We start from the raw sequence: 18,286 nt of genomic DNA, 5'->3' as shown, positions 1-18,286 counted from the left end.
GAGTGGAAACCAAACCGTAGGGCAGGTCAGCGTGTCAAGCAGGTGCGCGGCGATCAGCCAAGGGTGTCCGTGGCCGGGCGTAGCGTGGCTACGAGTGGACGCAATGGAGCGAGGGGTAGCAGATGAGCGCGAGCCAGTACCGGGGTCAGCTTGAACGGAAACGCAAGCAGCGGATCGAGGCAGAGAAGAAGGCCGGCGAGTATCGGACGAAAGAGTCCAAGAAACGTGCCGAGGCTGCCAAGGCCCGACAGTCCGCTTCAAAGACCAAGAGCGAGACGACTGCGAAGAGCAAGCTCCGCGAAGCTGATCGTAGAGACCAGGAAGCCGAAGCCGCAGGCAAGGAGGCCGGCCGGTTGCAGTCGAAGGCTGCCGGGCACTCGAAAGAGGAGTCAGCATTGCTGACCAAGCTGACGCGAGCCGAGCAGTCTGAGGCAGATGCCGCGGAGCGCCGCCGTAAACGCGAACAGCAGCAGGCGGACCGGCGGACTGCCGCCGATCGGGCAACGCTGGAGTCACGGATCAGTGGAACCGAATCAGCCGTCGACCAGGTTCTCCGCCAGCTTCCTACCCCCCAGCCGGAGAAACTTCGGGTCCTGATTCTCGGAGCATCCTCGGAAGGAGACCTCCGAGTGGGAAGGGAGCAGAAGCGCATCCGTGCGGCCGTCGAATCCGCTTTGAATCGCGATCAGATCGAACTCGACGTCCGTCCGGCGGCGACCACCCATGACCTCCTCGACGGAATTACCAAGTTCCGCCCTCACGTGGTGCACTTCTCAGGCCATAGCAACGAGGACCTCATCGTGTTCGAGGACGAGCAGGACGCACCGCACGGCGGCGTGATCGTCACGGCCCGCGCGTTTGCCAACGCCATCCGCGCCACCGATGATCCGCCGCTGCTGGTGCTATTGAACTCCTGCAAGTCCGCAGCCCAGATCGATGATCTGGTGGACCAGGTCGTGCCGTTCGCGATCGGCATGGCCGACAGCATCGACGATGCCGACGCGATCAACTACGCAGCCCAGTTCTACGCCGCAATTGCCAACGGGCAGTCGGTCAACTCCGCCCACCTGGCCGGACAGGTCCGTCTCGAACTCGACGGACTGGACAGTGCCGATCTGCCCACGCTGGCATGGGCCCCCGATGTCGACCCGACAACAACCATCCTCGTCAGGCCCACCGGCCCCGCCTAAACCTCACACAGGCCGGCACAGAGGCAACGCGGCGGCCGTAAAGGCCGCCGCCTGCTGACCAACGGGGGGCCTGGTCTCGCAAGAGGCTTGGATCGCTGCCTGTTCAATAGCCGCGACCGCGGCTTCCAGCTCGTCGACGGTAGGGGCAGAGACGCTGATGAGACCGGTGTAGCGCAGTACTCCGTGGCCTGCGGGGAGGTCGGCTTCCTGCTGGAGAACGTCTTGGTACTCGGCAGTGAGGGCGGCGTCCTCGATCTGGCCAATCTTCGCCCTCTGAGCGGCGTCGCTGATGTGCTCGACCTTCTTCTTACGGATGTCCCGGGCGGCTTGGTCCGAGCGCATCGGAGTGCACAGAAGCGAGAACGAGCGCTGGATGCCGGGGGACAGCAGTACCGGCGACAGGAATCCGGGATAGACCATCGAGCGGGGCCACTCACTGATCCACAGTGTCGTGTGGTGGGCGGAGTCGGTGCGCAGCCGTGTCCAGGACTCGTTGACTGCGACCGGGCCGGCGGTGGCGAGGTTCTGTCCCAGCTCGCCGTGGCGTTCGAGGGTGGCGGCGATCGCCGGGTCATAGGCACCGCGGAGGATGACGGCGATCTGCCCAGCGGTGAGCCATCTGGAGGGTGTGAGGTCGGCGGAGCGCAGAGCTGCAACGAGGGTGGACATCTCCTGGCGGGGTCAAGCCCCTCGTGATGGTGTAACGGTCTGATCCTTCGTGGGGTCAGGCGCTGAGGCCGAGGGTGAGTTCGGTGTCGGTGTCCACCTCGTCTCCGGTGTTGGTCACGGTGGTGAGGCGGCAGCGGGCCAGGACTTCCAGGCCGAGGTAGCGGCGGCCCTCGGCCCATTCGTCGGTCTGCTCAGCCAACACCGCACCCACTAGCCTGACGATCGCCGCACGGTTGGGGAAGATGCCCACCGCGTCGGTGCGACGCCGGATCTCCCGGTTGAGCCGTTCGGCCGGGTTGTTGGACCAGATCTGGGTCCAGACGTCCTTCGGGAACGTGGTGAAGGCCAGGATGTCCGCCCGGGCGGCGTCGAGGTGCTCAGCCACGGTGGGCAGCTTCTCGCTCACGTAGTCCAGGAGCCGGTCGAACTGGGCGTTGACGGCCGTGGCATCGGGCTGGTCGTAGACGCTGTGCAGCATAGCTTTCACGGCCGGCCACATGGACTTCGCCGGTGTTGCCCATCAGGTTCGCCGCGTAATGGGTGCGGCAGCGCTGCCACGTCGCTCCGGGCAGGTTCGCCGCGATGGCGTCCTTGAGTCCGGTGTGGGCGTCAGAAGTGACCAACCGGACCCCGGCCAGGCCGCGGGCGACCAGGTCGGCGAAGAACTCGTTCCAGGCCGCACCCGGTCTCGGAGGTGGTGACCCGGAGTCCGAGGACCTCGCGGTGGCCGTCAGCGTTGACCCCCGTGGCCAACAGCGCCACGGCGTTGACGACTCGCCCGCCCTGGCGGACCTTCATGCTCAGCGCGTCGGCGGCCACGAACGTGAACGGGCCGGCCTGGCCCAGGGGCCGGTGTCGGAAGGACTCGACCTGTTCGTCCAGTTCGGTGGCCATCCGGCTCACCTGGGATTTCGATAGGGCGTTGACGCCCAGGGTCTTGACCAGCTTGGGGGTACCGCCCGCTGCGATTATCGCGAAGCGTGCAGCGGGGGAGCCATCCGTCGGGTCGAGACCCCGGCCAGGTAGCAGTCCGCTACCACGGTGATCAGCGCCGACTCCGCTCTCTTCCTGCGTTCAAGTAGCCATTCCGGGAAGTACGTGCCCGATCTGAGCTTGGGGACGGCCACGTCCAGGGTGCCGACCCGGGTGTCCAGGTCCCGGTGCCGGTACCCGTTGCGCTGTGCCGTGCGGGAGGAGCTGGGCTTGCCCCATTCGGCGCCGACCACCGCGTCGGCATCAGCGGACAGCAAGGTGTTGATCATGGTCTGCAGCAGGTGGCGCATCATGTCCGGCGAGGCTTCGGACAGGGCTTCGCCGAGCAGGCCGGCAGGGTCGAGAATATGAGGAGCGGTCATCGTGATGACTCCATTCGAGGATTCTGTGGAAGGTTGACTCGAAGGATCACACGGTGGCCGCGTCCACGTCTGAGACGACATGCCCGACCACCGGGCGCTACACCACTATGCGGGACTCAACTGGTGGCTGCACCTCTTGGTGCTTCCGTTCATCTGGAACGCGCTGAAGTTCGCCTTCACCGGGCCCATCAGCCTCGCGCTGTTGATTCGTGTTCGCCTCAGGAAGGTCTCACGCGCACATGGTGCCGTGGATGTCGGCGCGGCTCAGTAGCCTGATCATCGCCACCGGTAAGATTGGCGAAGGATGTCAGCACTCAACTGAGGGAGGCGAGAGATGGCGCGCGCCGACCTGCTTCTGGACCTCGTTGAGGCCGAGCGTCACGGGGACCGTGATCGGTTCCGCACCCTCGTAGAAGCGGTGATCGCCGAAGAGCGTGCCAACCAGCACCACCTCGTTGCGGACCGTCTTTCTGAGCTGATCACCACGACCGGGCAAGGGCTAGTCCGCGATGATCGCGCCACTGCGATTCGCGACCTGGTTCACGAAGTCGTCCCCAGTCGTCGTCTCGATGACCTTGAACTCGCCCCCGTTCCACTGCGGGTCGTCACAGAATTGATTGAGGAGCAGAAGCGCGCTGAGCTGCTCCGCAGCTATGGGATTGAACCTCGCAACCGGCTCCTACTGTCCGGCCCCCCGGGCAATGGGAAGACCAGCGTCGCGGAGGCTATCGCTTCCGAACTGATGCTCCCCTTCTACGTGATTCGTTACGAAGGCGTCATGTCCAGCTTCCTCGGTGAGACAGCCGCCAGACTCGACAACGCCTTCGAATTTGCTCGCACGCGCCGATGCGTGCTGTTCTTCGACGAACTCGACACCATCGCAAAAGAGCGGTCAGATCAGCACGAGACGGGCGAGATCAAGCGCGTCGTGTCCACCTTGCTGCTCCAGATCGACCGGCTCCCTGCGCACGTACTCTTCGTTGGCGCGACCAACCACAGCGAGCTGCTCGACCGCGCCGCATGGAGGCGCTTCCAGATTCGGGCCGAACTCGAACCCCCGAGCCGCTCCGAAGCAACGCGGTTCCTCGAACGGCTCGCCGCCCGGCTCGGCGGTGACCTCGGATTCGCTCCGCGTACATTGGCAGACAAACTCGCTGGGGCCAGCTACTCCGAACTGGAAGAGTTTGCTCTCGACGTGCGCCGCCGAGCGGTGCTGGAACTGCCGGACAGCAACCTACGGCGGATTGTGCAAGAACGTCTTGAGCACAGGCGCGGTCAGGCCACTGCGTGACCGCGGAGCGCCGCCCGCTCCTGGCATTCGGTCCGCCAGTTGTAGCCGAACGGCCCACGCAGACCCCGCGAGACATGCCGCGCCTATCCAAACCCGGTGCGGGCAGGCAAGGAGAGCGGTTAGCGCCTCAATTCGGTGACCTGACCGCAGCATTTGATGCGGAGCGGGTGCGTCTCTCCGCGGAAACCCCTGACGAAGTGGATCCAGCACTGGTGGTTGTTTTCGACCTCGCAGGCGGCATCAAGGACTTCCGTAACGCGATCGACAAGATTGACGGTCTTGAGTTTCTGTCCGAGTTGCTGGGGGACCGATCCGATCCAGACGACGACTTCTACATGGCCGAACGGGAAGCGGGTCGCACGGATAAACCCGTTGCGCACTCCCTTTACCTCGTGATGTCGAGTGCCAAGGCGATCGAAGAACTTCTGAGATTGTTCGCCCTCTGGCAGCAAGATCCATCGGCCTCCTTCGTGCACGGCCTTGGCAAGTTCAAGTCGGCGTTTCAACAGTTGACCGCGATCCGACGATGGGGACCAGAGGATCGCATCCGTGAGACAGGGCTGCGCGAGCAGTGGCAGGAAACCCTCGACCTCGTCGGACAGTCCGTCAGCACGGTCATGGTGGAAATCGAACTCTGGTACCGACGCGACGCGGTCCAGCGCGTCAGCGCCCAGACTCATGTTGAACAAACCATCACTGCCAGCGGTGGACGAGTCATCGACGAATCACAGATCGGCGACATCGGCTATCACGCGGTGCTGGCGGAACTCCCTATCCAACAAGTTCAATCCGTGCTCAACAATGGCGCGGAATCCATCCGGCTGCTCTCAACCGACGAGGTCATGTTCGTCAGCCCGTTCACGCCCATGAGCGTCGCGCCCCCTACGCTCGAACCCGTCGCAAAAGTCCGACTCCCACCCGGAGACCGAGTGGATGGCCTGCCACGCATCGCGCTCCTTGACGGGCTCCCGTTCCCGAACCACGACGCTCTCGCAGGCAGACTGGTGGTCGATGACCCTGAAGGTCTTGCTGAAAGCTACCCGCTGTCATCACGCAATCACGGCACTGCGATGGCGTCTCTCATCGTGCAAGGCGACCTCTCCAGCGGCGGCGAACCTCTGGACCGCCCTTTGTACGTACGACCCATCATGCGGCCCCACGAGTTCGCCCCAGGGTACGAGCAGATCCTTCCCAACCGACTCCTCACCGACCTCCTACACCAGGCCGTCAAGCGCATTGTCGAGGGCGAAGGGGGAAGGGCAGCAGTCGCACCTAGCGTCCGAATCGTCAACCTCTCCATTGGTGCCCAAGCGAGAGCCCTCGTGAGGAGGATGAGCCCCGTCGGACGTCTGCTCGACTGGCTCGCCCACTCCTACAACCTGCTTTTTATCGTCAGCGCAGGCAACCACAGCGACCCGATTATCATCCCCGCCGCCACCCTTACGGATTCCGATGCCGCGCGGTCAGCGGCAACTCGTTCCGTCTACGACGCTGCGCTCCTGCGGGGCATCTTGCCCCCGGGCGACGCACTCAACGCACTCACCATTGGCGCTACTCACGAAGACGGACTCGGAGACATCGACGTGCCCGACACCGTCTGGGACATCACCCACCCAGGCGCGCCGGCTCACTACGGTGCGACAGGTCCCGGTGTCGATCGATCCGTCAAGCCGGACCTCCACCACACCGGCGGAAGGGTGCTCTACACCCGCCCGATCACCACGCCCGGTGACGAAACAGTGACCATCGAGCCGGCCCATACAGCGATCGCGGGCCCCGGCCTCCAAGTAGCCGCTCCCGGACGAGCTGGCGCGACCAATAACACCGTGTTTACGGTCGGCACCAGCAACGCCACCGCATTGGTGACGCGCGAGGCGAGTCGCCTGTTCGACATCCTGGAAGCAGGCGCACCCGACGCCCAGGACGCAGCATTGCCCGATCCGCAATACCACCCACTGCTTGTACGCGCCCTCCTTACCCACGCAAGCAACTGGGGTGACTGGGAACCGAGACTCCGCCGCGAACTCGGACTCAGCAATCACCTGGCCCGTCGGAGCCTGACGGCGCTTCTCGGATATGGGCGGCTCGACGCCAGCAGGCTCGGAACCGCCGCAACAAACAGAGCTGTACTCGTTGGCGGAGGACTGATCGCGCGGAACCAGCGCCACACGTACGACTTGCCTCTGCCGCCGTCCCTTCGGGCGCGAGCGGAGTGGCACCGCTTCACGATCACCCTCGCATACATGGTTCCGACCGTGGGTCAGCTCACAAGGTATCGAGGTGCCAAGGTCTACTTCGCGACACCCGATACCAGCCTCGCCGGCGGAGACCGAACGGACGCTGAGCACAACGCGGTTAGGCGGGGGAGTCTCCAGCACGAGATCGTCCAAGGGACTCGAACGATGGTCTTCGGCGACGGCGACGCGTTCCCCATCCACGTCGAATGCATGGACGATGCCCAAAGGCTCCGTGCAGGCAAGACCGTCCGCTACGCGCTCGTGGTCTCCGTTGAAACGGCCGAGGAAACTTCCACGACCATCCATGATGAGGTTCGCGCGCAGCTCCGACAGCGGATCTCTGATCGTACGCGCGAGAGAATTCAGGGGAATGGCTAGAGCAACGAGCGCTGTCCAGAGAGACGTAGAGCTCGCGCACGCGGTTGGAATGGTTAGGTCCTTCGGCGCCTTTGTCGTCGTTGGTGCAGGCTTGTCCGCCGGTGGCTACCCCATGACAGCGCAGCTCCCGCCTCTTATCTGGCAGGCAATCGAAGATGTTCCCGACGCTCTCGCGGAGTTGCGGGCACGCACGAGCGCCACAGGAAGCGCGAAAGAAATTCTGCCGTCAGACTCCGCGGCTCTTCAGGTGGGGTGGGAGCTTATTCGAGAGTTTCCTTCCGCCAGGCTGTCCTTTCAATCAGCCTTTGTTGCTCTCGATGCTGACCGAGAACCGTCGAGCGCTCACTTCGATATTGCTCGTCTCGTCAACACCGGACACGTCGAGGCGGTGGTCTCGTACAACTGGGATACCTGCCTCGAGCGGGCCCATGAGCGCATGTACGGAGTCGGATTGCCAGCCGGCCTTCTGCATAAGCCGCACGGGGATGCCGCTCATCCGGAAGGAAACTGGGTGCTTCCGGACGAGGACGGCCAAGTTCCCGCAGGGGTGCTTGACCGTGTCACAGAACTCTCGGATCGGCCGCGAACACTCATGGTGCTCGGCTACAGCGGCAGTGATGCGACTGTCGTCGAATCGTTGCTTGCACCGCTGGAAGAGCGATGGCCTGTTGTCCGCGTCGGACCGTCTGCCACCGGCGACGGAGCGATCGTGGGAAGCGCTGATTGGGCACTCGCGGGATTTGCTACAGCGCTTGCGCCTGTCGACCCGCTAAGAGGGTGGAAGTACGTCACGTTCCTCCGAAGTCGGAACTTTCTGGCGGCGCTGAGGGGAGAGCGTCTTCATCCGACAGATGTGGATGCGTGTCCTGAACTGCCGGCTGCTCCGCGACTCGCGGAGCGGTTGCTCGCGTCGCGGTTCGCGACCTTGTCTGGGTCTAGCGGTACGGGAAAATCTGTCACGGCATTCCACGCTGCTCGTCGGCTCAACCGCGAGGGATGGAAGGTTGTTGAACTGAAGCAGGCGGGCGTTGCTTCAACTGTCGATGTGGAAGAGTTCCGTCGTCTGAAAGGTCCCGTGCTTGCGGTGATCGACGACGCTCAAGCCATTGAGCGCGGGGTGGTCGCTGATTTTGAATCATCTGCGGATGACACGCACGCTGTCCTCTTGGTTTCCACAGAACGGCTGGAGACTCGGGACGATGAGACACTTCTCGCGGCCCAGGCGGTAAGAGTTCTCGATGAGTACTGCCGAGCCAATATCGACATGGTCGCCCCGTTGCTGACGCGACTTGACGACCGGGTGCGATGGTCCGTCTTCTCGGATACGCCCGAGCAACGTCTCGACCTCGCGGCGCGCACGGCTACAGAGCCATGGCTCTACATGTTCGTGGCGTCAGGTGGCGAGCGTCGTATTGTCGGTGCACTGGATCGGGCTGTTGAGGACGTTGATGCTGCCCTGGTGCTCGCGTTCATCTGCACAGCTCAGATGACGTCGAGAGACGCAGGCGTTACACGTGAGGAGCTTGCCTCTATGGCCGCGAAGCAGGCGAGCGCCCGCTTCGGTCCGGAGGGTGCACCGCAAGTGGATCGCATCGACCGGGCACTGTTGCTTCTGACTAACGAGAAACTCATCCGCGAACATGACGGCCGCGTCCGGGCCGCACACATCCGGATCGCTGAGCGGGCTTTGCAGAATCTCGGACAACGCGAAGCCGACGGGATCGGGGCCACAGTACGAGCGGGCGTTCGTGCAGCCCTGCTCGACAACCAAGTTGAAGTCGCGGGCAAGTTTTGGCTTTTTCGAGTATTCGATCGTATGGACGCCTACCGCTACCGGTGGGCCACCTCAATTCTCGATGAGGAGGTCTCCGAGAGTCTTCTCCGCCAGTGCCTCGCAGCGACGCCTGGTAGCGACCGCGGCGTCGCACTGAACCTCCTCTGGGCCTCCGAATGGCTGCTCAAACTGCCCGAATCAGCCGCCGATGAGCTTGCGAGCAGCATCATCCAGTGGCTTCCGTATGTGGCAGCCGAAGAAGTCAACGGCTACCGATGGATGTTGAGTGGGCTTCGTTCAAATCACGAAGCTGCTTACGAGAGAATTCGGGGCACCGCCGCGGCCAGAATGATTGCAAAACGGCTTTCTGTCGCGGGGACCCGCTGGTCGGCGATGGACTGGACCCACCTCATCCAAGAACTCTGCCCAGACTGGCGGAGCGGAAACCTCCTTGCCTGGAGCGACGAGTGTGATAGAGGCGTCGACCCAGATGCCCTCACACGTTGGCTGTCGGAGAGGGACTCGCGATCGCACCCGTTTGAGGTGTACGACCTCATCGACGCGCTCGCCTCCATCGCCCCTCGCACAGCCAGAACGGTCTTCGAGGCCTGCGCCGGTGAGATTCGGGACGCGATGGAACATGACCTCGCGGACGCGGCAAGTAACTTCTCAGACTGGATCTTCGGCACGATGATCCTCGTAGCCATGCTCGCCGATGCGCCATCCGCGCGCGATGACGATGATGACGAACGCGAGCCCCACGAGTCGGACGCCGCTCGCACCGCGTTCATGGAAGCTACCGAACCTGCGCTTCGTGAACTAGCCGCGACCGTTCTCGCAGAGATGCAGGCGGTTGACTGGACCGCCGCTGCTCTCTCGCTAGAACGCAAGAAGAAGTATCAACTCCACAACCTCGACCTGCTGCTCGCGTGGCTCTCGTACCTGTCGACAGATATTACGGACGAGATCGCCAGCAACTTGTCGACGGACTGGCTCTTGCGTGTCGTCGAAGAAGCTCGGGAGGAAGGATGGCCTGAAGGCCGTCCTTTCGGCGCGATCGAGCACATGCTCCACCACCTGAGCTGGGGAGAGCGGGGCAACGGCGTCGTTCGCGGGTTCCTCGAAGAGCATGAGGAGGACATTGAGCCGTTCCCTTCCGTGCTCGTGAGACAGTACCCAGACCTCGCGATACGTTCGATCCGCAGAGGCGTGCGCGTGGAGACTCACGCTCCAGCCGGCTCGGGATGGGGAGCACTCACCGCCGATCTAGGCGCTGTGGCAGGTATCGATCGGGACGCGGCAATCCAATGGCTTAGCCAAATGCGTGGCGACCTCGTGCCGGCGATTACGAAGCCTCAGAACCATGATCTGGCAGGGATAGCGCGATTCATTGCTCTCGCAGATGACCTGGACGCCGCTGTCCTCGACGCTGCCATCAGTCAGATCGACACTGCCGCTGCCGCAGACGTTTGGACGTCAAGATGGGCGGACGCACGCGCCCGTGTTCAGCCTCTCCTTGAACGCGTGTCGAAGACCACAGGTGATGCGGCAGGACTGGCCTTGTCCGTAACCAGCCATGAGTAGTGGACTCCGCAAGCGTCACTGATGGCAGGCTGATCGTCATGGCAGATCAAGACGCTCACTTCCGCGTCATGGATGAGGCGCTGAAACATTCCGAAGGTCGCGCCAAGGGTGGCGAACCCTGCGTCATCTGCGGTGTACCGATACCAGCAAGCGCCCACTGGGTTCAACGTGACAGACACGTGTGCTCGGGACGGTGCAACAGCCGGCTGCGCCGCAGGTACGGACGGGGCAGCGCGAGCATCGACGCCGAGGGGGTGGCAGCGGCGGTCGAAGCCTTCGGGCCCCGACCGAATCCGCGCACCAGCGGCCCTCGCGTGTTTCAAACCCGGCCGGACGCCGTCTTGCCTGAACTACCTATCGAATGGGAGGGATACGGCCCGCGCCCCGGTGACATGGTCGAGCGTTACGGCATCCTGACCCAATACCTCGTCCAGGACATGCCCGACAGCTACTTCACCTCGCGGGTCGTGATAGCCGTTGCCGAAAGCGGCGACATGTTTGTTGCCGGCGCCACCAGCGACGGCTACTACTCATCCTTGGTGATCGGGCCGCACGCCCCAGGAGGCGAGCGGCCCGAAGGGCAGTTGTTCAGCCACACTTTCCGAGTCAACGGCGTGCTGTGTGAATGGCGTCGCGAGCGCATTACGGACCTACAGCCCGACGGCGTGGACTACTTCTTCTGGGAGTGCTACGCCGCCGCCCCCGTCGATTCGCCGCACTATCCTGCGCCGATGCATTCGGCTCGCTACCGAGCGGAAATGGATCGTCGGCGCCGAGTCAGCAGCAACGCGGCCAAGCATGAGCGGAGGGCGCGGGAGGAAGCGGCCATCGAGCGATTCGACCCGTGGGAGGTGTACGAACGAGACCATTGGCTTTGCGGTATCTGCGGACAGGAGGTCGACCCCGAAGTGCTCCATCCCGACGCCATGAGCGCGAGCTTGGACCACGTCGTGCCGCTGTCGAGAGGCGGAGACCACACCCGAGACAATTCAGTGCTCGCTCACCTGATCTGCAACATCCGCAAGTCGGCTAGTTGAGATGACGAACGTGGCAGTCCCGCGGCCCGGAAGTGAAGTGGACCAATCAGGTGACCAACAGTCTGCAAACTGTGCAAAATATGACGCGCAGAGCATGCCGTGGAAGGTGAAACCCCAGGTCAGGTGGCCCGGGAGCCCCGCTCCTGGCACCTGGGGGTCAGGGGGTCGCAGGTTCAAATCCTGTCAGCCCGACGTAAAGGCCCAGGTGAGAGTAGGTTTCTCGCCTGGGCTTCATCACGTCCGGCGGTCGTATCTTGTGGTCCCCCTCTGGTCCCCTGGGGCGGTGTCGGACGGCCGCCTGCGGTTAGCCGGACCGCCTCGTCCGGCCTCTCTGTGGAAAAGGGGACCAGGAGAGTTCCGGGACCGAGAGCACACGATCGACCTCTCGTGTCATGGTGCGCGGTCCCCGGCCCGGTCGTTGAAGGAGCCGTCCCGGAAGAAGCCAGGACGAACCAGAGCAACTACGGCAGAGTGGAACTGCGACCACTGATGTCAAGCGTGCCGAACTCCGAGCCGTGTGGGGCCGGTTGGAGCGTCGACTGAGAGGTCGTCGCGACAAACGCCAACATGGACTTCGGGCACGAGACCTTCCACGTCGAGTTCGGAGAGAAGGACAATCGAGCAGCGAGCCTAAGCTGGTACCTCGATTCCGCAGTCCAGCTGTCGGATAGGAATCTCTACGGTCCGGCGTTCACCATCCCCCGAAGCGGTCTTGAACACGCAGCCTTCGACTGGTTGGTCTTTCTCGGCGACACGTATGAGGAGCGCATGCGTTCGGTTTCAGATGAGACCTGGGAAGAGTGGCAGCGGGATCGAGCGGGCGTGAGGAACGAACAGGTGACAACTGATCGTTAGTGCCGGGGGGCGCTGGCCCGATAGGTCAGGGCGAGCTTGTCGTATCTGGTGGCCAGGGCGCGCTATTGCTTGACTCGTTCGAAGCCGTTTTCGACGACGTGGCGTTTGGCGTACGCGGTGGGGTCGGTCTTGGGTGCGCGTCCTCCCTGGGCCCCGCGGCGTTTGCGGTTGGCTTGCTGGGCCGCGTCTGCTCGAGTCAGCAGCGCGCTCAGGACACGGTCACAGGTGCCGTCCCCGGCGAAGCGGCGGTGGCGTGTCCATACCGTCTGCCAGGGACCGAACTCACGTGGCAGGTCCCGCTACGCGATCCCGGACCGGTGCCGGTAGATGATCCCCTCCACCACCGTGCGGTGATCACGAAAACGTCTACCTCGCTTACCATCCGAGGTCGGCATGAACGGCTCGACCAGTTTCCAGTCGGCATCCGAAAGCGCCCTCATCCGCGACATGCTGGCTAAAATCGCGGGTCACCCCCCCACGCGATGGGGAGACACGCCCTAGCCCTGAGCCTCTCCGAGGCGCGCTTCGGGCGTGAGCTCGGCGCGGAGACCGCCGCCGGTCGCAGCCTGGGCAAGAGCGCGACCTAGCGCAGGTGCCTGCTTGAACAGATTGTGACCGGCCACAAAAAAGACAGAGCCTGCCTCCCACACGGCCACGCCGTCCTCACTCCACGGGAGGTCGGTCACCCAGCAATGAAGGAAGTCCCGCGGCTCTGGGTGGAGACCGGGCAGCGCCCGTGTCACGTATTCGCGTGCGCGTTCGTCCAACGATCGAATCGCCGCCGGGTCAATGAAAGTTCCGTCATCGCGGACGCCGACGGTGTCGCTGAGTCCGACCGAATAGCTGCTGTTGCCCGGTAGCGGCGTCGCGTAGACGCCGACTTCGCCATAGACGCCGCTGCTGTCCTGCAGGCAAGCGACTCGTGCCGGGGCGGCGGCTTTCACGTCGAAGGTCAGCCGGACGTGTGCGGCAAGGCGAACCGGCAGCGACAGGCCGACGCTGCGTGCCAGGCGGGCGGTTTCCCGGCCGGCGCACACGACCACCTTGGAGTAGACAGCCCGGTCGGTGACGCTGCGGACCTCGACCGTCCCGTCGGCGCGGGGATCGATGGAGATGACCTCACCGGTGGTGACCGCACCTGCCAGGGCACCCGTGAGTGCCGTGATCGCGGCGCGGGTGCGGATCGCGCCGCCCGACTCGTCGAGCACCGCCGGCCCCGAGTAGCCAGCGAGCAGCGGCATCCTCTGGGCGACCTCGGCCGCGTCGATCTCGTGCGCTTCCACGCCGCCGACCTGGTCGAGCACCCGCAGCCGCTCCAGGGCGCTGTCTCCGATCGCCAGGACACCGTCTGATGAGACCAGCTCGACGTCGAAGTGTTCGGCCCACTCATCCCATACGCCGCGGCTTTCGCGCGCGAAAGCAACGAGTCGCGGGTCGTCGTGGGCATGTCGGAAGATCCGCGACTCGCCTGCGGACTGACCCGTCCCAGGCAGACCAGCCTCGTACAAACGCACCGGCACGCCCTGCTCCCGAAGAGCGTACGCCGTCGACAGACCGACGATCCCGCCCCCGATCACTGCTACCTCGGGTGAACGCGTCGTGGCAACGCCGTCGTCAGTTCCTGTCATAGCGGTTCCTCGATCTGTTGGTGATGAGCGATAGGCCGCAAGAGAAAGGGTTGCTGCCACGACGTCAGCGGGCTGTGTAAGCCCGAAGTCCCCGCGCGCAGCGACCCCTCCTGTCTGGGCCAGTGCTCCCGTTCTGTGGTGTCAGGCGGGGAGTTTGGAGCCCAGTACGTCGAGCTTCTCGATCGTCGGTTCGGAGAACAACGTGCCGGTCTGCTCGCCGAGAGCTACCGCTACAGGGCCGGACAGGTGGGCGTCGCGTCCGGCGTCATCGGGGAACACGTCGAAGATCCCGAACGAGGTCGGCCCGAGGCGGAACGCGAACCACGCGGTGGTCGCCTGCTCGTCCGCAACAAGCGCACGGCCGCTGTCAAGGAACTCCTTCACGTCGTCCTCCTTCCCGGGCAACGCCTCAAACCTGACCAGCAATCCCTTGGTCACACTCATGACTTCTCCTCTTCCTTTGTCGGGGTGCCCGCGAGTTGGGACACGATCGCCTCGGAGAACGCCGGTAGGTCCTCCGGCGAGCGGCTGGTGATGAGATTCTTGTCGACCACCACGTCCTGGTCGACGACGTCGGCGCCGGCGTTGCGCAGGTCGGTGCGAATGCTCGGAAACGACGTCAGGGTGCGACCGGCGGCCACGCCAGCCTCGATCAACGTCCACGGCCCGTGACAGATCGCCGCCACTGGCTTGCCGCTCTCGACGAAGTCGCGGACGAAGGAAACGGCGTCCTTGTCGACCCGGAGCTGGTCGGGGTTCACCGTGCCGCCGGGAAGCAGCAGTGCGTCGTAGTCGCCCACCGAGGCGTCGGCGACCAGCCCGTCGACGATGAACGTGCCCGCTTCATCCAGGTCGTTCTTACGGGCCTTGATCTCGCCGTCGTGGATCGAGAGGACCTCGGTCTGAGCGCCCGCGCGGTCCAGTGCTTCGCGGGGTTGCTCGAGTTCAACGCGTTCGACTCCGTCGGCGGCGAGGATCGCGACCCTCTTGCCCTGAAGATCTGCTGCCATGTCAGTTCGCCCCCTTTCCGTTTGACATGCCGGGCTTGATGACGACCTCGGTCCAACCCTCGGACCTGGCGTCGAAGTTCCTGTAGGCGTCGGCAGCCTGATCCAGGGAGATCTCGTGGGAGACGATCCAGGACGGCTTCGCCTTGTCAGCCGCGATGAGGTCTCGCAGCCGGCGGTTGTACCTCTTGACCGGGGCCTGACCGTTGCCCATGGTCTGTCCCTTGAACCAGTGGGTGCCGAAGTCGATGGCCACCTTGCCCTGCTTGGCCAATTCGCCCTTGGCCCCCGGGTCCTGGGGCACGAACACGCCGACGGTGCCGATCCCGCCGGTGAACCGGACCGAGTTGATGAGCATGTTCAAGGTGGCAGCCGGATCTTCGTTGCCCTCAGGATCGTGGGCCTGGTATCCGACGCACTCGCAGCCGCGGTCGGCTCCGAGCCCCATGGTCTCGTCCAGCACAGCCTGCACGGGGTCGACCTTGGAGTCGTCGATGGCGATCGCTCCGATCTGCTCAGCCAGCGCGAGCCGGTCGGGGTGGCGATCTACCACCATCACCTTTGCGGCGCCCTTGATCGTCGCAGACAGGGCGGCCATCAGTCCCACGGGGCCGGCCCCGGCGATCACGACGCTGTCGCCCGGGATCACGCCGGCCATCTCGGTGGCGTGGTAGCCGGTGGGGAAGATGTCGGAGAGCATGACGTAGTCGTTCTCCTTGTCCTGCGCGTCTTCACCCAGGCGCAGCGCGTTGTGGTCGCCGAAGGGCACCCGGAGCAGTTCTGCCTGCCCGCCGCCGTACGGGCCCATTTCGGCGAAGCCGTAGGCCGCACCGGCGGCCGACGGGTCAGGTTGCGTCGTCAGGCAGTAGTTCGTGAGCCCTCGCTCGCAGTTCTTGCAGAACCCGCACGAGATGTTGAAGGGCAGCACGACCCGGTCGCCCACCTTGACCTTCTCTACTCCCTTGCCGATCTCCACCACCTCTCCCATGTTCTCGTGACCGAACGTCCGGCCCTTCTCGAAGGAGGTTCGCCCCTCGTACATGTGCAGGTCCGAGCCGCAGATGTTGGTCGTTGTCACCCTGACCAGCACATCGGTGGGCCGCTCGATCTTCGCGTCCGGAACATCCGTGACTGCGACATCGTGCGGTCCCTGATAGACCACAGCCTTCATGGTGAAACTCCAATAGTTGGTTGATGGTCTGACTTTCGAGACGGTACACCCTCCACCCACAACGAACGAGGGGGTCGTAGGTAAATCAGGCCGAACCCGGGGGCTAACCCGGACCGTTCACGACGCCGCGGAGTGATCGGCGCGTAGAAGCACGGCACGACGAAAGTGATCAAGAAGCAGGGGATAGGGGCAGACTGACGGCCGGAATCACGCAGAATCCGGTCTCGCGGGAGCAGTCTGGACGCCTGAGGGTCAAGGGGTCGCAGGTTCAATACCTGTCAGCCCGACCGCATGATGTCTCGTGGCATCGAAAAAGTCGGGCCTGCATTCCTGTAGGTTTAGCTGTTTTCATGGTGGCTCCATCTGGGCGCCCCGGTCAGTGGGCAGTCGCGTGTCGGGTGCGTCTGCGAGAGATCTGCGGCGCAGGACTTGACCCTCACACTGTGGCAGCTGGAACAAAGGACGCATGATGAAGATCGGAGACTTCGCCCGACTCGGTCAGGTGTCGGTTCGGATGCTGCGCCACTACGACGCGATCGGGCTGCTGCGGCCTGCGCACGTGGATGTGGGCACCGGCTACCGCTCCTACGATCCCGAGCAGCTCCACGCCCTCAACCGTCTCGTAGCTCTCAAGGACCTCGGCTTCACTCTCGAGCAGGTGCGTGAGCTGCTCGTCGACGACGTGGGTCCGCGCGAGTTGCGGGGCATGCTTCGCCTCAGACAGGTGGAGTTGGAGGCCGAGGAGCGCGCCGTCAGGACCAGGCTGGCGGCGGTTGAGTCGAGGCTCCGGATGATCGAGAAGGAGAACCACATGCCCACCGACTACGTCATCAAGTCCCAGCCCGCACTGCGGCTGATCGCCCGGACTGCGACGCTCGACCCAGACCGGATGGGCGAGGACATCGGCCCGATATTCGACGCCGTCGCTGATGCGATCGCCCATGCTCCGGGCGCATTGGAGACGCCCGTGGCGACTTACGCGCCCAGCGACGACGGCATGGACGTCGTGGTCGGCTACGCAACCAGCCTCAGCCAGGCACCTCAGGGCACCGAACTCGTCGACCTGCCAGCAGTGCAGGCCGTGTGCGGTGTGCACCTGGGACCGATGACGACCATCCATGAGAGCTGGCAGGAGATGCATCGCTGGATCGTGGACAACGGGTACGAGCCCGCCGGGTCATGCCGAGAGCTGTACGTCCGGGCCGAGGCCGAGGACCAAGCCGACTGGGTGACTGAGCTGCAGCAGCCGGTGTCTCGAAGCTGATTCCGCCGTGCCGCGTCCGCACAGCTGAGCATCGCGGGTGTGCTCAGCTGTGCGGACCGGCTAGGGCGTGTCTCCTAACCGTTTGAGCCACAGGGTGATCGCCCGCAGGACTGCCCCGCCGCGGTAGGCCAGGGCGAGCTTTTCGTACCGAGTGACTAGCGCCAACCCTGCCAGCCAGCCCCAGGCCAGCCACCACCAACACTTACAGGCGATTCAGCCGGATTCTCGGGCCCGTTCTCGCCTCCGAGCGTTTGCGACAGCGTCCTCCGTCAAGCGGGATCTTCATGGAATCTTCAAACACCAACACTTCATCCGGGCCGGGGGGTGAGCCTACGGTAGGTAGCACGGCGGGCCAGTTTCAGTCGGCTCGTTCTCTCGATCGGACCAACGAAGGAGTAAGCCATGACCCATCACGTGAGCTCGATGCTAGAGACCTACCCGAAGGACCTGGGAAATATCGATCGGCAGAAGCTGGCCGAGTGCATCGAGGCCTGTTTCGAGTGCGCCCAGACCTGTACGGCCTGCGCCGACGCCTGTCTGGCCGAGGACATGGTCGCCGAACTGCGCCAGTGCATCCGGTTCAACCTGGATTGCGCCGACATCTGTGAAACCACCGGCCGGGTGCTGTCCCGTCAGACCGGCAATAACGCCGAGACCACCCGGGCCTTGCTCGAGGCCTGCCGCACCGCCTGCAAGGCGTGCGCCGAGGAGTGCGAGAAGCACACCGACATGCACGAGCACTGCAAGGTGTGCGCCGAGGCCTGCCGGCGCTGCGAACAGGCCTGCGCCGAGTTGCTCGCCTCCATGGGCTGAGCACAACCCCGTCCGATGCCGGAACGCCGGTCA

General features: G+C 64.2%; 13 protein-coding genes and 2 pseudogenes. 8 read left to right on the top strand and 7 right to left on the bottom strand.

Annotated elements, in window-relative coordinates; all coding sequences use genetic code 11:
• Nucleotides 1-122: 122 nt before the first annotated feature.
• Complete coding sequence (locus tag ACEXHE_RS04320; RefSeq protein WP_374784823.1) at nt 123-1,190, top strand: hypothetical protein; 1,068 nt, start codon at nt 123-125, stop codon at nt 1,188-1,190.
• Between the two features lie 3 nt (nt 1,191-1,193).
• Here ACEXHE_RS04320 and ACEXHE_RS04315 read toward each other — a convergent pair.
• Together ACEXHE_RS04315 and ACEXHE_RS04310 are read right to left on the bottom strand one after the other, a co-directional pair.
• A pseudogene (locus ACEXHE_RS04315) lies at nt 1,194-1,868 on the bottom strand (SCO6880 family protein); the annotation flags it as partial.
• Nucleotides 1,869-1,914: 46 nt separating this feature from the next.
• Nucleotides 1,915-3,214: pseudogene (locus ACEXHE_RS04310) on the bottom strand (IS256 family transposase).
• Between the two features lie 334 nt (nt 3,215-3,548).
• Here ACEXHE_RS04310 and ACEXHE_RS04305 point away from each other — a divergent pair.
• From ACEXHE_RS04305 to ACEXHE_RS04285, 5 genes are all read left to right on the top strand, one after another.
• A complete protein-coding gene (locus ACEXHE_RS04305) occupies nt 3,549-4,505 on the top strand; it encodes an AAA family ATPase (RefSeq protein ID WP_374784822.1) in 957 nt (318 codons plus the stop codon).
• Nucleotides 4,502-7,120, top strand: a complete 2,619-nt coding sequence (locus ACEXHE_RS04300) for a S8 family peptidase (protein ID WP_374784821.1) — start codon at nt 4,502-4,504, stop codon at nt 7,118-7,120. The genes ACEXHE_RS04305 and ACEXHE_RS04300 overlap by 4 nt, the downstream gene beginning before the upstream one ends.
• Nucleotides 7,047-10,478: a hypothetical protein gene (locus ACEXHE_RS04295; RefSeq protein WP_374784820.1), complete on the top strand. Its 3,432-nt coding sequence runs from the start codon at nt 7,047-7,049 to the stop codon at nt 10,476-10,478. The genes ACEXHE_RS04300 and ACEXHE_RS04295 overlap by 74 nt, the downstream gene beginning before the upstream one ends.
• A 38-nt stretch (nt 10,479-10,516) precedes the next feature.
• Nucleotides 10,517-11,515: an HNH endonuclease gene (locus tag ACEXHE_RS04290; RefSeq protein ID WP_374784819.1), complete on the top strand. Its 999-nt coding sequence runs from the start codon at nt 10,517-10,519 to the stop codon at nt 11,513-11,515.
• 567 nt (nt 11,516-12,082) lie between these two features.
• Nucleotides 12,083-12,370: a hypothetical protein gene (locus tag ACEXHE_RS04285; protein WP_374784818.1), complete on the top strand. Its 288-nt coding sequence runs from the start codon at nt 12,083-12,085 to the stop codon at nt 12,368-12,370.
• A 299-nt stretch (nt 12,371-12,669) separates the two neighbouring features.
• On the opposite strand, the gene ACEXHE_RS04280 is transcribed toward ACEXHE_RS04285, so the two are convergent.
• The 5 genes from ACEXHE_RS04280 to ACEXHE_RS04260 form a co-directional block, all read right to left on the bottom strand.
• On the bottom strand, nt 12,670-12,810 hold the full coding sequence (locus tag ACEXHE_RS04280; protein ID WP_374784817.1) for a transposase: 141 nt from the start codon (nt 12,808-12,810) through the stop codon (nt 12,670-12,672).
• A gap of 57 nt (nt 12,811-12,867) precedes the next feature.
• A complete protein-coding gene (locus ACEXHE_RS04275; RefSeq protein ID WP_374784816.1) occupies nt 12,868-13,998 on the bottom strand; it encodes an NAD(P)/FAD-dependent oxidoreductase in 1,131 nt (376 codons plus the stop codon).
• 141 nt (nt 13,999-14,139) lie between these two features.
• Nucleotides 14,140-14,442 (bottom strand): putative quinol monooxygenase, encoded by a 303-nt coding sequence (locus tag ACEXHE_RS04270; protein WP_374784815.1) that lies wholly within the window; start codon nt 14,440-14,442, stop codon nt 14,140-14,142.
• Nucleotides 14,439-15,008, bottom strand: coding sequence for a type 1 glutamine amidotransferase domain-containing protein (locus ACEXHE_RS04265; RefSeq protein ID WP_374784814.1), 570 nt, complete (start codon nt 15,006-15,008; stop codon nt 14,439-14,441). Before ACEXHE_RS04265 ends, ACEXHE_RS04270 begins: the two co-directional genes overlap by 4 nt.
• A gap of 1 nt (nt 15,009) precedes the next feature.
• The gene (locus ACEXHE_RS04260; protein WP_374784813.1) at nt 15,010-16,176 is read right to left on the bottom strand and encodes a glutathione-independent formaldehyde dehydrogenase; all 1,167 of its coding nucleotides are present in this window, start codon (nt 16,174-16,176) and stop codon (nt 15,010-15,012) included.
• A gap of 466 nt (nt 16,177-16,642) precedes the next feature.
• Between ACEXHE_RS04260 and ACEXHE_RS04255 the strand changes: the two genes are divergently transcribed.
• Together ACEXHE_RS04255 and ACEXHE_RS04250 are read left to right on the top strand one after the other, a co-directional pair.
• Nucleotides 16,643-17,440 (top strand): MerR family transcriptional regulator, encoded by a 798-nt coding sequence (locus tag ACEXHE_RS04255; RefSeq protein WP_374784812.1) that lies wholly within the window; start codon nt 16,643-16,645, stop codon nt 17,438-17,440.
• 402 nt (nt 17,441-17,842) lie between these two features.
• On the top strand, nt 17,843-18,253 hold the full coding sequence (locus ACEXHE_RS04250; RefSeq protein ID WP_374784811.1) for a four-helix bundle copper-binding protein: 411 nt from the start codon (nt 17,843-17,845) through the stop codon (nt 18,251-18,253).
• Nucleotides 18,254-18,286: the final 33 nt, after the last annotated feature.

It is taken from the genome of Micrococcus sp. IITD107 (assembly GCF_041927415.1).
Taxonomy (GTDB): Bacteria; Actinomycetota; Actinomycetes; order Actinomycetales; family Micrococcaceae; genus Citricoccus; species Citricoccus terreus.
Note: the sequence above shows the minus strand (reverse complement) of the source record. Positions and strands in the feature narration are given on the sequence as shown.